Source organism: Halosimplex litoreum, from assembly GCF_016065055.1.
Classification (GTDB): domain Archaea; phylum Halobacteriota; class Halobacteria; order Halobacteriales; family Haloarculaceae; genus Halosimplex; species Halosimplex litoreum.
This window is the reverse complement of record NZ_CP065856.1, coordinates 4,118,938-4,133,373: the sequence shown is the minus strand read 5'-3', so window position 1 is coordinate 4,133,373 and position 14,436 is coordinate 4,118,938. Positions and strand designations below refer to the sequence as shown.

The following is a 14,436-nucleotide window of genomic DNA, read 5'->3' as shown; positions in this document are numbered from 1 at the left end:
GCGGTCCGAGAGAACGAGCGCGGACCGAGCCGTCGGCCCGTCAGTCGAGAAGCTCGACTTCGTCGTTGTCGGCCGCGACCGACAGGTCGTCGACTGGGTCGTCGTCGGGAGTGTCGGAGTCGTCGGCCGGCAGGTCGTCGGGACCGTCGCCGGTGTCTTCGTTCGCGGTGGCGTCCTCGGCAGCCGACGCTTCGGCGCCCTCGTCGTCGGTCGGCGGGGCCTCGAGGTCGTCGCCGTCGAGCGCGCGCTCGGCCTGCCGGACGAACGAGTCGACCGACTCGCAGTCGGTGCGCTCGGCCAGGAGCGCGGGGACGCGGTAGTCGTAGCGACCGCGGCCGACGTGCTCGACGAGACCGTGGACGCGTAGCCGTCGATTGCGGGCGTAGGCGTCGGTGCGGTCGTCGGCCCCGCCCGCGGCGAACAGCGCGTCCATCGGCGTTCCGGGCCCGTGGTCGCGGTAGTACCGCAGCATCTGTCGGGTCTCGGGCGCCAGGTCGGCCAGGTCGTCGGCGATGTCGCGGGCGAACGCGGCGGCGTCCTCGACCGCCTCGTCGTCGACGGCCGTCGACGTGCCCGCTTCGAAGGCGTCGGTCGCGCGGTCGCCCAGCGGGTCGGCCTCGACGCCGTCGAACCCGCGGGTCATCGACGCGTCGTCGCCCCCGTCGAGTCCCTCGCCGATCCGCGGCGCCGTCCCACCGTCGGTGGCGGCGTCCTCCGCGGACGCGGCGTCGTCACCGAACGCGCCGGCCATCCCGCCGAACGACATCCCGTCGTCGCTCGCGGCGGCGTCGGCGGTCGCGTCTTCCAGGGTCGCCTCGTCGGCCGCGCCGTCGACGGGTTCGCCGTGGGCGTCGGGGCCGCCCTCCCAGGCCTCGGCGCGGGCGGCCTCGTCGCCCGGCCAGGTCATCGTGGAATCGTCGTAGCCGTCGTCCTCGCGGGCGGTCTCGTCGGGCAGGGGCGGATCGCCGCCCTCCGGGACCGCCTCGCCGCCCTCGACCCACTCGGCGGCGTCGTCGAACGACGACTGATCACCGTTCGCCGCGGCGCGGCGGTCGCGCATCCGCGCCTGCTCGGTACGGCCGGGGTTCGACCCCTTGACGTGGTCGACCAGCGCCTGCGTGAACTGGTCGGCCATCCGTTGCATGTCCCGCGCGTCCTGCAGCTCGGTTTCGAGTTCCGCGATCCGCGAGTTCTTCTCGTCCAGCTGCTCGCGCAACTCGGCGATGCGGTCCTCGGTCTGTTCTTTCTCCTCGCTGATCTCCGCGAGCTCGGAGACCAGATCGTCGCTGACCGATTTGAGGTCGGGCCGTTCGAAGTCGTCGAGTCCGGGCGTGGCGCCGGCGTCGAAGGTCTGCTTGCGGCGGAACTGCACCCGCTGGATCTCCTCGGCCCAGTCGTTCATCATGAACGCCTCGCCGTCGTCTAGGTCCTCGACGGCGGAGGCGTAGTCGCCGTCGAGCACCCGCTTGACGACCTTGGTGTCGTTGTTCCAGGTGAGCCGATGCCAGACGAGCCAGTCGCACTGGGTGATGAAGTCCTTCTTCACGTCGGCGGGCCGCTGGCTGATGCCGACGATACCCAGGCCGTGCTTGCGGCCGCGCTTGGAGATCTTGATGAGCATCTTGCCGCACTCGCCGACGCTGCCCTTCTGGGGGATCCACTCGTGGACCTCCTCGACGAGCATCAGGAACGGCTGTTTGAGCTTCTTGGCCTTCGCGAACAGGCGCTTGGAGACCTCGGTGAGGAGGTCGGCGGCCTCCTCCTCGTCGAGAAAGGAGGAGACGTCGAGGATGATGGGGACGTTCTGCTCCAGCGCGAGCGTGGCGATCTTCTCGGCGTGCTCGACGGTGATCTGGATGTCGCACTCGTCGTCGGCGCCGGCGTGGAGGATCTCGTACTCCTCCTTGAGGCCGTAGTACTCGCCGTCGATGTCGACGATGAGCATGCCGAAGCCGTTGTCGAGCAGCTTCTCGACGACGACGCTGGCCGTGTTGGACTTCCCCGAACCGGACTTGCCGGTGACGAACCCGCGGCCGGTCAACAGCTCGACGACCGGCAGGTCGACGGCCCGGCCCGGCTCGCCGCTCCCACAGGGCCCGTCGCTCACGTCCGCGACGGTGATCGACTCTGTCTCTGCCATTACCGATCGACACCCGCGGCCGAGCCATAAGCCCCCGTCAGACGGAGGTCTGACGCCCGAAACTCCGCCGCTCGGGAGCCTCCCCGCCGTCGACGACAGCACTGCGATGGTCAATACATTTACCAACGGAGCCCGAATCGGACGTAGAGTGGTCGCGACCGATGGAGTGGACGGGACAGTGACGCGCTACGAGACCCACGTCGAGGAGGGAACGGTCTACGTCGGCGCGCCCGACGGACCGCTGGAGATCGGGCCGCTCGACGCGGTGCTCGACGCGGTGGGTGGCCCCTCGTGGACGATCAGCTACTCCCACACCGAGCGCGAGCGCCACCCCGAGATGGACACCTCCGACGCCGGCCTGACCGTCGACGTGGTCGACATGATGCACACCATGACCTTCGGCGAGCGCTTCGTCGAGACGATGGCCGCCCACCCCACCGAGACTCTCGAACACGACGAACTGTCCCCGCGGATGGGCCTGTTCGTCGGCAAGCTGCTGGAGAACCTGGAGAACGGCGTCGACTGAGCGCTGGAGGCGCGGCGCACCGGCGACGAGGCTTTCCGCGCGCGCCGGCTAGACCCGCACGATGGCCCACCGCCGGCGTCGCGACGCCCTCCGGACCCCCGGATATCTCGCGCTCGCCAGTCGGAGCGCCGTCGGCGTGCTCCTCGTCGTTCTGGCCCTCGTCGTCGCGACCGCGGTCGGGCTGGGGTTCCTCGAGCCCGGTGGGCCGGGTCCCGCGTCCGACGTGCCGAACGGGGCCGGCCCTACGATGGAAGACCGACCCGCGGACCCGTCGGCGACGGTCGTCGGCGGCTCCGACCCGGTCGCGGTGACCGACGACGGGCCGACCACGGTCGCCGACGCCCGAACCGCCGCCGAAATAAACACGACACGGATCGAGCGGGTGATCCACGATCGAGTCAACGAGATCCGCCGCGGTCGCGGTCTCGAACCGCTGGCCTCCGACGAGGAACTGGCCGAAATCGCCACGTACTACAGCCGGCGAATGGCCGACGAGGACTTTTTCGCCCACACGGCGCCCGACGGGCAGACCCTGCTCGACCGCTACGACCGCTTCGGCTACGACTGCCGGGTCGACACCGGCGGCCGCCGGTACGTGACCGGCGGCGAGAACCTCGCGTACACGTACGCCTACACGCCGGTACAGACCGAGGGCGGCGTCGTCAGCTACGACGGCAACGAGACGCGGATCGCCCGCGGCATCGTCGAAGGGTGGATGAACTCCCCGGGCCACCGGGAGAACCTCCTGCGGCCCTACTGGTCTCGCGAGGGGATCGGCGTCGTCCTCGACCCTGAGGGTGGACAGACGCAGGTGATCGCCACGCAGAACTTCTGTTGAGCGGCGTTCGGTCCCGTCGGTGAGGCGCCGACGGGCTCAGTCGGCCCGGCGGGCCAGAACGAGCCCGACGACCGAGCCGACGGCGGCGATGCCGGCGAGCGTGAGGAAGAGGGCGGTCGCGTTCGCGACGGCGAGGATGGCGCCGGCGACGGTGCCGCCGAGCGCGCCGACGCCGAACACGCCGAGGTAGGTGAACCCGTAGGAGAGCCCGCGCGTCCCCGACGGCGTGTACTCGGCGACGGTCGCCTGGTACATCGGCTGGACGACGAACAGGAACGCGCCGAGCAGCGCGCCGAGGACCACCAGCGGACCGATACCGGCCCGCGAGACGGGGACGAACAGCACCGCAAGGATCGCGAGCACACCGAACGACCCGGCCAGCCCGTACTCGACAGGGATGCGGTCGGTGAGCTTCCCGCCGGTGTACTGGCCGACGACGCCGACCAGCAGCAGGCCGGAGTAGAAGTAGTCCTGCGGTTTCAGGGTCTGGCCGCTCCCCGACTCGACGCCCAGTGTCGACCGAATCGACTCGGGCAGGAGCGTGTCGACCGGGACCGGTTCGAACCCGGGGAGGCTCCGCAGCAGCTCCGGTAGGAAAGTCAGGACGCCGCGGTAGTACAGCCCGGAACACATCACGACGACGAACACGAGCGCGAACCCGCCGACCAGCAGCCGCCGCGACTCGGTGAGAAACTCGTCGAGATCGTCGACGCCGCTGGACGCCTTCGAGTCGCCGCCGTCGGTAGCCGCGCTCTCGGTCACCGCGGCGGTCTCGTCGAAGTCCGCGCGAGCGGCGTAGACGGCTGCGAGGACGGCCGGCGCGCCGAGGGCGAGCGCGACCGTGCGCCACTCGACGAACAGCAGCATGACTGCGGCCGCCAGCGGCCCGAGCCCGATGCCGAGGTTGCCTGCGATGCCGTGGTAGGCAAGCCCCGTCCCGCGCTCCTCGACGCCCTTGCTGATGAGCGAGAGGCCGGCGGGGTGGTAGACGCTGGCTGAGAGGCCCCACAGCACCAGCGCCGCGGCGACGACGAGCATGTTCGGCGCGAGTCCGAGCAGGACGTACGACAGCCCCATCCCGAGCAGACAGGCGCTGATGAGCCGCCGCGAGCCGACCCGGTCGACGAGGATACCCCCGGGGAGCGCGCCGAGGCCGAACAGGCCGTAACCGAGCGTGACGACCACGCCGACGCTCGCCGTCGTCACGTCGACGCTCGCGACGCCGAGCGGGATGGCGTCGAACTCGACGAGCCAGACGACGACGAACAGCGGGACCGTCATCTCGTAGGTGTGGACCGCCCCGTGGGCCAGCGACGCGATCCCCGTGATCGCCCTGTCGTTCCCGTTCACTGGACGCCCCTACCCCGTGGAGTGTCTTTACCCCGACGGTCGCGGAACCTCGCACCATCCCCGATAGACGCCGGTGTCGGTCACTCGCTCCCGACGACCTCGTTCCGCAGCGTCCCGACGCCCCGGTAGGTTATCTCGACGGTCTCGCCGGGTTCGACCGTCCCCGGATTCGCCGGGCTGCCGAACGCGACGCAGTCGCCGGGTCGGAAGGTGAACCGCCGGGAGAGATAGGAGACGACCTCGTAGGGGTCGAACAGCATCAGCTCGGTGGTGGCGTCCTGGCGCTGCTCGCCGCCGACGGTGGTCTCGATGTCCAGCGCCGTCGGATCGACGTCCGTCTCGATCCACGGTCCCAGCGGCGCCGACGTGTCGAACGCTTTCCGCGCGGTTCGACCCTGCTGGTCGAGCGCGTCCACGTCGTTCATCACGGTGTACCCGCGGACCACTTCGGGGACGTCCTCGGGCGCCACGTCGCGACAGCGTTCGTCGATCACGGCGACGAGTTCGCCGGCGTAGGTGAGCTCGTCGGTCCACTCGGGGTACCGGATCGGGTCCTCGGGACCGACGAGAGCGGCGGGGGGCTTGATGAAGAAGTCCGGTTCCTCGGGGCGCTCGTAGTCCATCTGGTCGAGCGTCTCGGCGTAGTTGCGTCCGACGCAGTACAGCGCCGACGGGGAACAGGGGTAGGTCAACTCGCCGTCGCGGCCGACGACGTACTCGCCGTGGTCGGTGACGACGGTCCCGTCCTCGTAGCGGCCCTCGACGACCCCCTCGGGAGTCTGCAGTCGTGCCAGTCGCATGGCTCGCCGTTGGACGCTCTCGGATAACAATCCCCAGTATCTCCGCCCGACTTACTCGTACTCCCACAGCGAGCGCTGGCCCTCTGGGTCCGGTTCGGCCCGCCCCGTCTCCTCCCCCGCCTCGTCCCCGTCCGCCTCGTCCTCGGCGGACGCGCCTCGCTCGCCGTCGGTCGTCGCCCTGTCCGTCGTCTCGCCGTCGCTCGTCCCGGACGATCGCCCCTCGAACCCGGCGAGGCTGGCCTGGTCGCTCTCGGCGAAGTCGAGCTTCGAGACGCGAACGCCCAGTTTGCGGACCTGCTCCTCCGCGAACTCCGCCAGGAGATCCAGTGCCGTCGACTCCAGCAGGTCCGGGTCGTCGACCGGTCCCGGGAGCGACTCGGCGCGCGTGTTCACGTCGTAGGGCGGCGTGACGACCTTGATCCCGATCGTCCGGTAGAGAGCGCCTTCGCGCTGGGCGCGCTCGGCCACGTCCGCGGCCAGCGCGCGGACCTTCTCGCGCTTGCGCTCGCCGTCGTCGGTCGGCTCGGTGAACGCCGACTCCCGGGAGAGGCTCTTGGGTTCGCCGACGGGGGTCACCTCGCGTGGGTCCTCGCCGCGGGCGTAGCGCCGGACGGCCAGCCCGCGCTCGCCGAACGCTTCCCGGACGTCTTCGGGGTCGGCGGCGGCCAGGTCGCCCGCAGTCTCGATACCCATCTCGCGCAACTGCCGGGCGGTGACCGGCCCGACGTTGTGGATCTCGGCCACGTCCAGCGGCGCGAGGAAGTCACGGACCTCGCCCGGTTCGACGACGACGAGGCCGTCCGGTTTGTCGTAGTCGCTGGCGATCTTCGCCGCGCTCATCGTCGGCGCGACGCCCACGCTCGCGACGACCCCGGCCTCCGCCTCGATGCGCTCTTTGAGACTGCGGGCGAAGGTTTCGACCGGGTGCGGGTCGCCGTCGCCCACGTCGTCGTCGCTCACGTCGTCGCCGCCCCAGACGACGCGGTCGGTCACGTCGAGATACGCCTCGTCGATGCTGACCTCCCGAACCACCTCTGCCGCGTCGTGGAGAACCGCCTTCACGTCCGCGGCGACGTCGTCGTAGTACTCGAGATCGACCGGGCGGTAGAACCCCGCCTCCTCGACGTCGAGATCCGGGTCCCGCGCGGCCTCGACCTTCCGCGGGAGCCGTTCGAGCGCCTCGGAGATGGCCATCGCGCTCTCGACGCCGAACGCGCGGGCCTCGTAGCTGGCGGTGGCGACCGCGCCGTGGGTCTCCGCCGACTCGTAGCCCATCCCGACGACGAGCGGCTGGCCCTCCAGCGCGGGTTCGCGCAGGCGCTCACACGCCGCGTAGAAGCAGTCCATGTCGACGTGACAGAGTATCTGGTCGGGCGTCGCGTCGGCGCCGAGGCTCCCCAGATCGCCGCTCATCGGTGCCCTCCCGCAGGCACCGGTCGTCGCCCCACGGCTCGGCGCTCGCTCGCGCTCATCGCTTCTGCCTTCTCTCCGGCGCCGGGAGACAAGAACCCCTCGCCGGCGGCGTCGGTCATCCGTCCGCACGAGCGAGCGTCCGCGACTCGGGACCAGACGGCGTCGCCGCGCCGGTCGGCGTTCCGGAGGGCGTATCCGTCCCGACCGGCTCGCTCGTCCCGTTCTGCGCGGCTGTGCCCTCGGGTGCGACCGTGCCGTTCGGTCCCGGGCTGGCGGTCCCGTTCGGCCCAGCCGTCCCGTTGCCCGGCGTCCCGGGCGTCACCGCGTCCGGTGTCGAGGTCGGTGTGGGGGTCGGCGTCGGGGTGGGAGTGGCCGTCGGGGTCGCGGTGGGTGTCGGCGTCGCAGTCGGGGTCGGCGAGGGCGTCGGGTCCGCGGGACGGCCGTCGAGGACGAGCCGGTCGTCCCCGGGGCCGTTCCAGACGACGTAGAGCTGCTCGTAGACCGCGTCGGGGACCCGGCACTCGCTGCCGCGGGTGACGTTCTCGACCGGCGTCGCGCAGGCGCCGCCGTCGGTGTCGGCGAAGGTCCCGAGCCGCCCGCGCGCCGCCGACCTGACGGCGAGCTGTGAGCCGTTGATGCGGTCGCCGCCGAAGTGGGTGACGACCACGTCCGTCCCGTCGGGCTCGAAGACGAAACTCGCCCGCGGCCGGTCGGGGTCGGTCGGCCCGCCCGAGAGCGACGCGACCAGCGACATCGCCAGCAACAGTGCCGCCAGTCCCATCGCCAGCAGGACGACGTTCTCCGAGATTCCGCGACCGCCCCAGCGTCCGTTCACACACTCTCGTTTCCGTCCTTCCCAATAGAGTTACTGGCCGAGACGTTCGAAGCGTTCGACCGATCACGGTCGTCACGAACAGTCCGGTGGGTCGCGATCTGTCGGCCCCGGCTGCCGGCTGACTTCTGCCCGCGAACAGCGTGAAAGCCCCGACTCGCTCGACTTGGGGGGCCTCGCTGTGCTCCTCGGCCTTCGGCCTGCGGTGCTTGCTTCGTCCGCCGTCGTCGAGCGAGTCGCCCCTTTCATTCCCGCCCGTGTCGGCTGGCCGGTCAGTCTGTGCGGGTAGGTATAAAAGGGGCCGTCCGCTCCGGGAAGACGGCCGACGGTGAGCCGAACGTGGTGAGGCGAACGTCGAGAGAGCTTGCTCTCTCGGAATAAGCACTGCAACGAGCGGAGCGAGTGGAGCGCGCAGCGAGGCCCTCGACCGGAGCGGACGGGGGCTTTCACGCTGTTTGCGTTCGCCGTCGAGGTAGTGTTCTCGGACTCGCGACCTTTCATCTGGTAACCGAAATCACTCCGTAGCGACGCAGAACTAGTTGCTCTCACCGAGTTACGCCGATAAAAGCCTCGAGGTGCGACGGGGTGGCCAGGACCCGTCGCGAGTCGCCCGCTTGTTCGTGCACGGTGCCAATGTTCCGGGAGTTCACGACGCTGATTCACGTCGGGAGCCCCGTATGGCTCCAACTGCATGTTATTGCCACACATACTTAACCGTTCCCGTTGCGGTACGGTTTGCAGGAGTCGACCCGTCTGTCGACCAGCTCGTTCGCGTGATACGACTCGTGACAGGTCCGACAGTAGGCGCTTGGCGTCGTCGTGGCGGGTTTCAGCGCCGTGTGGCCGTTCGGACAGGCGACCCGGTAGGGGTCCGCCAGCAGGTCGGCCAGGTCCTCAGGGGCCACCATCCGTTGCCCCCGTGTGCGTCCCCGTCCGGTCGTGGTCGCCGATGCAGCCACACCGCGGGCACGGGACCGCTCCGACCGCTCCGACGGCGAACTCGAATCCGCAGGCGCGACACCGATAGACCACCCGCGAGCCCGGCCGCGCCGCGTCACCCATCGCGCCCTCCCCGCGCGTTCGACGCCGGTGCTCCCGCACCCGCGGTGTCGTGCCCCTCGCTTCCGTCGTCCCCACCACCCGACCGCCGGTCGCCCGTCTGGGCGATCCGCCGGCAGTACGCCGCGGCGGCGTCGGCCGCGGTCTCGCCGTGTCCCTCCGCGGCGACGCCCGTCTGGGTCGCCCGCCAGCCGCCGCCGTACTCCTCCAGCACGATGGTCGTCCACCGTCGCCGGTGCCACGGCGCGTCCTTCTCGTCCGATCCTGGCGCCGGCATCCGCCGGCGGTCGCCCGCCGCGCCGTCACCTGCCGCGCCGTCGTCCGCGTACTCGCTCGCCGTCATACCTCCGACCAGCGACCCCGGTACAAAAGCCGTTAGCCGCACCTCCGGAGTGAAAGTGGACGCCGAATCTCGGGGCCGATCGCCGCGCCGTCCCGCGGGTGAAAGTGGTTTTTCGGCCGTGAAAGTAGTCGACCTCGAAGCGGTACGTATCCGTCAGTCGCTGGAACGCCGATAGTGGATCCAGTCGCCCCGCTACAGCGCCTTCATCGCGTAGTAGAACCGCTGAAGCGCCGTGAAGTGGCCGACGACGGCGAAGAAGACGAGCAGCCAGCCGACGACCCTCAGCCCCGAGAACGGTTGTGTGACGAACGCGGCGACCGCGCCGACGGCGACGACCAGCGCCAGGCGGTCGGCGCGGCCGACGAGCCCGCCGTAGACGCGGTCGAGGCCGACCGCCTGGGCCTGGGTCCCGAGGTAGGAGGTCATCAGGACGCCGGTGACGGCGGCCAGCCCCAGGGCGTAGGCGTCGAGACCGGCGGCGAGCCCGGAGATCATCGCGATGTCGGCGTAGCGGTCGAGGACGTGGTCGAGCAGGTCGCCCGCGTCGCTGCCGGTGCCGGTCTCCCGGGCGAGTTCGCCGTCGACCAGGTCGAGCCAGCCGTTGAGCGCCACCGCGACCGCGCCGCCGAGATACAGCAGCGGGTCGCGACGCGGCGCGACGGCGAAGGCCGCGGCGCCGAGCAGCGCCAGCGCGAGGGCGAGCACGCTCACCCCGTTGGGCGTCAGGCCGACGCGCTTGGCCAGCGTCACCGACGGCGCGACGGCGCCTTTCACCGCGGGGCGGAACCGGTCCAGTGTCATCTGCTCGGGCCAGTCATAGATAGTCGAGGAACGAAACTGTACCGGCCTGGGGCTCGCGCTCGCCCGCGACGACCGCCTCGACCGCCGCCGCGACGTCCTCTGGGTCGCTCTCCGTCGCGTCGATCTCGTAGACGCTGTCCTCACCGTGGCGCTCGACCGCCTCCGAGAGGATCACGTCCAGCGCCTCCGACTCGGCGTTCTCCTCGGCCTTCGCTTCCGGTTCGCCGCGGTCGGTGAGCCGCCGCTCCAGCTCCTCCGGGTGGGTCCGGAGGACGACCACGCGGTCCGCGTCGAAGTGGTGGGCCAGATGCGACTCGAAGAGCACGTCGTCGCGACCGTCGAGGTGGTCGGCGACCGCGTCGATATCCGCGACCGCCGAGTCGCGCTCCTCGTCGTGCTCCACGACGAACTCCTCCTCGTGGATCACGTCGTTGAGGTGGAGGACCGCCAGATCGGTGTCGAGACGGTCGACCGCGGTCGTCTTGCCCGTCCCGGGCGTGCCGGTGACGGCGACGCGCATCAGGCGGAGCCCTCCGCGAGGACCTCGTTGATGGTCTCGACGGCCCGGCGGGTCTCGGTCTCGGTGCCGCAGGTGATCCGGATGCACTCGGGGAGACCGAAACTGGTGCAGTCGCGGACGATGACGCCCTCGCGCTGGGCGGCGTCGGCGACCGCGCTCGCGTCGCCCACCTCGACGAGGACGAAGTTGCCACCGCTCTCCCAGGTCTCGGCGTCGAGGTGTTCGTGCATGTACTCGCGGGCCCACCTGGCGCCCTCGACGGTCCGCTCGACGTGGTCGTCGTCGTCGAGGGCGGCCAGCCCCGCGCGGCAGGTCAGTTCGGTCACGCCGAAGGGGGTGGTCACGCGGGCGTAGGCGTCGGCCCACTCCTCGGGCGCGACGGCGTAGCCCAGGCGCATCCCAGCGAGGCCGTAGGCCTTCGAGAACGTGCGGATCAGCGCCACGTCCTCGCGCTCCTCGACGAGGTCGACGGCCGAGGGCGAGTCGGTGAACTCGATGTAGGCCTCGTCGTAGACGACCAGCGTCTCTTCGTCGGTCTCTTCGGCGACGGTCCGCAGATCGTCGAGGTGCATCTCCGAGCCCGTCGGGTTGTGCGGGCTGGTGACGTAGACGATCCGGTGGCCGTCGTAAGCGTCGAGGACGGTCCCGGGGGTCTGGGCGAAGTCCTCGGCCTTCTCCAGGCGGTACTCGTCGACCTCGCCGTGGTGGTAGCGAGCCGACATGGGGTAGTAGGCGAAGCCCGGCGTCGGGACGAGGACCCGATCCCCGGGTTCGATGAACGCCCGGGCGAGGTTGTCCAGCGCGGTGTCACCGCTGGGAGTGAGCCAGATCTGCTCGGGGGCCAGCCCGTGGCGGTCGGCGACCTTCTCGGTGAGGTCGGTGTGGGCGGACTTGGGGTAGCTGGAGACGCGGTCGGCGTGCTCGCGGACGGCCTCGACGGCCTCCGGGCTGGCGCCGAAGGGGTTCTCGTTGGAGGAGAGCTTGACGAGGTCGTCGGGGTCGAGCCCGAGGTCGCGGGCGACCTCCTCGATGCCCCTCCCGGCGCGGTAGACGGTGTGATCGGAGAGGTCCCGTGGTTCCATACCGGAACGAACGCCGGCCGCGTCTTAAGCGTGCTCACACGGCGTGAATCCACGCCGCCCACCGGCCTCCGTTCGGCGGGGTCCGACCGCCGCCCTCGAACCGCCGGAAGTGGGTACGTTCAAGTGAGTCGCGGCCTCCCGGTCACGCATGTCAGCGATAGATACGGCGATGTACGTCCTGCACCTCGTCTTCGGCGGGGTCTGGACGGGCAGCGTCGTCTTCGTCACCTTCGCTATTCTCCCCCTCGCACAGGACGGCACCGCCAACGCCGAACCGCTCCGCAGCGTCGTCGAGCGACTGCGGTGGGTCTCGCGAGCGAGCGCGCTCGTCCTGCTCGCCTCCGGCGGTCACATGGCGGGCACGCTGTACACGGTCGAGTCGCTCACGGGGTCGCCGCGAGGCCATCTCGTCCTCACGATGGTCGCGCTGTGGCTCGGTCTGGCCGCGTTGGTCGAGATCGGGTCGAGCAAGCTCGCCGACGGTTTCGACCAGAAAAAGGTCCGCCAGCCAGCCCGCGACGCTCGTCCGTTCCTCCTCGCGGCGTCGGTCGTCGCTGCCGGCCTCCTGGTCGTCGGCGGTCTGCTCGCCTCGCCGACCCTCCTCTGACTACCCGCTTCTCACAGATCCTCGTCCACGTGGTCCGCCGCTTTCAGCGCCAGCGCCGCGATGGTGAGCGTCGGGTTCATGGCGCCGCTGGTGACGAACACCGACGACGACGCCACCGAGAGGTTCCCCACGTCGTGGGTCCGCAACCGCGGGTTCACGACGCTGGACTCGGGGTCGGTTCCCATCCGCGTCGTCCCCATGTGATGGGCCGCCGGACCGGTGTTCTCCGGCCCGACCGTCCATCCCACGTCGACGCCGAGTTCGTCCATTACCCGACCCTGGATCTCGTTGGCCTTCGCGAGCGACCGCCGCGTCCGGTCGTCCAGCGACCACTGGACGTCGGGCACGGGATTGCCGTGGTCGTCGGTCGTCGACGGGTCGAGCGTGACTCGGTTCGACTTCCGCGGGAGCTGCCCCACCAGCCCGCCCATCGCGACGTGAGTCCCGTAGCTCGCCCGCAGCGAGTCGAGCAGGTCGTCGCCCCACTGGTCGGCACCGAGCGCTTGCTCGACCGGCGAGGGGCCGGCGTAGTTGAGGAACTCCAGTTTGATCGGCCCCACACCGTCGAAGTCGTTGTCGTAGTACTGGTGGGTCTCCGTCGTATTGAACCCGACGTGGTTCTGCCGGGTGCGTTGGTCGAGGGTCCCGCCGGTCCCGGCGAACAGGTGCTCCATGAAGTACCGGCCGACGAGCCCGCTCGAATTGGCGAGCCCGTCGGGATGGGCGTCGGACTTCGAGAGCAGGAGCAAGCGCGGGATCTCCACCCCGCCCGCGGCGAGGACGAACTGCCGCGCTTCCTGACGGTGTTCGGTCCCGTCTGGTGCGGCGTAGACCGCAGCAGTGACGCGCTCGCCGCTCCGGTCGGTTTCCAGGCGCTGGACGGGGACCCGATCGAGGACGCGGGCGCCGGCGTCCTCGGCCGCCCCGACCGTGTGGTCGGCGCTGTACTTCGCGCCGGAGGGACAGACCGGCTGGCAGGTGCCGTAGCCGACGCACTGGCCGCGGCCGTCGTAGGTCTCGGAATTTCGGGCGTTGGGGACCGAGTGGGTCGCGATCCCCAGCTCCTCGCAGGCCTCGGCGAACAGCGAGTCGCTGTAGGAGGGTGGAAACGCCGGCAGCGGATGGGGCTCCTCACGTGGCGGCGCGAAGGGGTTGTCCGACGCGCCGGCGACGCCGATGGCCGACTCGGCGGCGGCGTAGTACGGCCGCAGGTCCTCGTAGGCGATCGGCCAGTCGGCGGCGACGCCGTCGCGGCTCCGCCGCTCGAAGTCGGACTCGTGCAGCCGCATCACCATCCCCTGCCAGTGCAGCGTCGACCCGCCGACGCCCTTCACCCGCATCGCGTTCAGCGGGTAGAACAGCTCGCCACTCGAACTGTGGGCGTCGCGCTCGCCGCCCATCTCCCAGACCGACAGCGAACCGTGTGCCGGCCGGATCGCCCGCTCCATCCGCTCCCGGCGGTCCGCCGCGTCGAACCGCGGCCCCGCTTCGAGGACGACCACCTCGTGGCCGCGTTCGGCCAGTCGGTACGCCGCGAGCGCGCCCGCCGGTCCCGCGCCCACGACGCACACGTCGACCCGCTCGCTCGGCGTCCGGTCGGCGCCGTCGCCTCCGCTCGCGCTCATCGGACGTGGATTAGGCAAACCTAAACTTAGGGCTTGCCATGGCGAGGCGGCGCGCGGACGCCGGTCGATCGGTCGCGGCGGTGCGGAGTGTTTAATCGTCCCGGTCGTCTACGCCCGACTGCGTGCCTTTAGTCCCCGCCCGAGCGTACCCGGACGGGTGCGATGACAGCGCGGCGAACCCGGGCACGCGACACCGAGTGGCGCCGCAAGCGCCGGCCAGCCGAGGGGTCGCGGTCGCCTCGGCACCCGCCTCGACGGCTCACGCCGTCTCGGCAATCGGAGGTGCCTGACGGCACTTCCCGCCTCAGCGGCTCACGCCGCTTCGGCAATTAGTGGCGCTACCGCGCCACTCGCCCGGCACGAGGGTTTCCCGGCTGACCCGGCACGCCGCCAGGGATGATGTCGGTCGTTAGTGTTCCGGGCGCACATTTCGACTGCTTCGAGCGCTCGCTTCACATGTCGCCCGCTCGGGAAGCCCCGGCCAAACACTCAAGAATCGC

Annotated in this window: 14 protein-coding genes; 3 read left to right on the top strand and 11 right to left on the bottom strand. The window is 70.6% G+C overall.

The window, feature by feature from the left end:
• Positions 1-40: 40 nt before the first annotated feature.
• Positions 41-2,140, bottom strand: a complete 2,100-nt coding sequence (locus I7X12_RS20375) for a helicase HerA domain-containing protein (protein ID WP_198061829.1) — start codon at positions 2,138-2,140, stop codon at positions 41-43.
• 178 nt (positions 2,141-2,318) lie between these two features.
• Between I7X12_RS20375 and I7X12_RS20370 the strand changes: the two genes are divergently transcribed.
• Together I7X12_RS20370 and I7X12_RS20365 are read left to right on the top strand one after the other, a co-directional pair.
• A complete protein-coding gene (locus I7X12_RS20370; RefSeq protein WP_198063938.1) occupies positions 2,319-2,666 on the top strand; it encodes a hypothetical protein in 348 nt (115 codons plus the stop codon).
• Between the two features lie 61 nt (positions 2,667-2,727).
• Positions 2,728-3,504 (top strand): CAP domain-containing protein, encoded by a 777-nt coding sequence (locus tag I7X12_RS20365; RefSeq protein WP_198061828.1) that lies wholly within the window; start codon positions 2,728-2,730, stop codon positions 3,502-3,504.
• 36 nt (positions 3,505-3,540) lie between these two features.
• Here the strand turns inward: I7X12_RS20365 and I7X12_RS20360 are convergent, their stop codons facing one another.
• The 9 genes from I7X12_RS20360 to hisC all read right to left on the bottom strand — a co-directional run bounded on the left by I7X12_RS20360 (position 3,541) and on the right by hisC (position 11,704).
• Positions 3,541-4,854, bottom strand: coding sequence for an MFS transporter (locus tag I7X12_RS20360; RefSeq protein WP_198061827.1), 1,314 nt, complete (start codon positions 4,852-4,854; stop codon positions 3,541-3,543).
• Between the two features lie 80 nt (positions 4,855-4,934).
• Positions 4,935-5,654, bottom strand: coding sequence for a fumarylacetoacetate hydrolase family protein (locus tag I7X12_RS20355; RefSeq protein ID WP_198061826.1), 720 nt, complete (start codon positions 5,652-5,654; stop codon positions 4,935-4,937).
• Between the two features lie 51 nt (positions 5,655-5,705).
• Positions 5,706-7,067: a DNA polymerase Y family protein gene (locus I7X12_RS20350; protein ID WP_198061825.1), complete on the bottom strand. Its 1,362-nt coding sequence runs from the start codon at positions 7,065-7,067 to the stop codon at positions 5,706-5,708.
• Between the two features lie 115 nt (positions 7,068-7,182).
• Complete coding sequence (locus I7X12_RS20345; RefSeq protein WP_198063949.1) at positions 7,183-7,902, bottom strand: hypothetical protein; 720 nt, start codon at positions 7,900-7,902, stop codon at positions 7,183-7,185.
• Between the two features lie 707 nt (positions 7,903-8,609).
• Complete coding sequence (locus I7X12_RS20340) at positions 8,610-8,807, bottom strand: hypothetical protein (protein ID WP_198061824.1); 198 nt, start codon at positions 8,805-8,807, stop codon at positions 8,610-8,612.
• Positions 8,808-8,953: 146 nt separating this feature from the next.
• Positions 8,954-9,301 carry a hypothetical protein gene (locus I7X12_RS20335; protein WP_198061823.1) on the bottom strand — a complete coding sequence of 116 codons (348 nt, stop codon included), beginning with the start codon at positions 9,299-9,301 and terminating at the stop codon, positions 8,954-8,956.
• Positions 9,302-9,493: 192 nt separating this feature from the next.
• A complete protein-coding gene (locus I7X12_RS20330; protein WP_198061822.1) occupies positions 9,494-10,102 on the bottom strand; it encodes a CDP-alcohol phosphatidyltransferase family protein in 609 nt (202 codons plus the stop codon).
• Positions 10,103-10,115: 13 nt separating this feature from the next.
• The gene (locus I7X12_RS20325) at positions 10,116-10,622 is read right to left on the bottom strand and encodes an adenylate kinase family protein (protein WP_198061821.1); all 507 of its coding nucleotides are present in this window, start codon (positions 10,620-10,622) and stop codon (positions 10,116-10,118) included.
• On the bottom strand, positions 10,622-11,704 hold the full coding sequence (gene hisC / locus I7X12_RS20320; protein ID WP_198061820.1) for a histidinol-phosphate transaminase: 1,083 nt from the start codon (positions 11,702-11,704) through the stop codon (positions 10,622-10,624). Before hisC ends, I7X12_RS20325 begins: the two co-directional genes overlap by 1 nt.
• A gap of 148 nt (positions 11,705-11,852) precedes the next feature.
• Here hisC and I7X12_RS20315 point away from each other — a divergent pair, with 148 nt between their 5' ends.
• Positions 11,853-12,311 (top strand): CopD family protein, encoded by a 459-nt coding sequence (locus tag I7X12_RS20315; RefSeq protein ID WP_198061819.1) that lies wholly within the window; start codon positions 11,853-11,855, stop codon positions 12,309-12,311.
• Positions 12,312-12,322: 11 nt separating this feature from the next.
• On the opposite strand, the gene I7X12_RS20310 is transcribed toward I7X12_RS20315, so the two are convergent.
• On the bottom strand, positions 12,323-13,936 hold the full coding sequence (locus I7X12_RS20310; protein WP_198061818.1) for a GMC family oxidoreductase: 1,614 nt from the start codon (positions 13,934-13,936) through the stop codon (positions 12,323-12,325).
• Positions 13,937-14,436: the final 500 nt, after the last annotated feature.

Excerpts from the sequence above, each read along its gene's own strand:
- I7X12_RS20375 (WP_198061829.1), bottom strand. The coding sequence starts at position 2,140 with ATGGCAGAGACAGAGTCGATCACCGTCGCGGACGTGAGCGACGGGCCC.
- I7X12_RS20365 (WP_198061828.1), top strand. The coding sequence starts at position 2,728 with ATGGCCCACCGCCGGCGTCGCGACGCCCTCCGGACCCCCGGATATCTC.
- I7X12_RS20355 (WP_198061826.1), bottom strand. The coding sequence starts at position 5,654 with ATGCGACTGGCACGACTGCAGACTCCCGAGGGGGTCGTCGAGGGCCGC.
- I7X12_RS20350 (WP_198061825.1), bottom strand. The coding sequence starts at position 7,067 with ATGAGCGGCGATCTGGGGAGCCTCGGCGCCGACGCGACGCCCGACCAG.
- I7X12_RS20340 (WP_198061824.1), bottom strand. The coding sequence starts at position 8,807 with ATGGTGGCCCCTGAGGACCTGGCCGACCTGCTGGCGGACCCCTACCGG.
- I7X12_RS20335 (WP_198061823.1), bottom strand. The coding sequence starts at position 9,301 with ATGACGGCGAGCGAGTACGCGGACGACGGCGCGGCAGGTGACGGCGCG.
- I7X12_RS20330 (WP_198061822.1), bottom strand. The coding sequence starts at position 10,102 with ATGACACTGGACCGGTTCCGCCCCGCGGTGAAAGGCGCCGTCGCGCCG.
- I7X12_RS20325 (WP_198061821.1), bottom strand. The coding sequence starts at position 10,622 with ATGCGCGTCGCCGTCACCGGCACGCCCGGGACGGGCAAGACGACCGCG.
- hisC (WP_198061820.1), bottom strand. The coding sequence starts at position 11,704 with ATGGAACCACGGGACCTCTCCGATCACACCGTCTACCGCGCCGGGAGG.
- I7X12_RS20315 (WP_198061819.1), top strand. The coding sequence starts at position 11,853 with ATGTCAGCGATAGATACGGCGATGTACGTCCTGCACCTCGTCTTCGGC.
- I7X12_RS20310 (WP_198061818.1), bottom strand. The coding sequence starts at position 13,936 with ATGAGCGCGAGCGGAGGCGACGGCGCCGACCGGACGCCGAGCGAGCGG.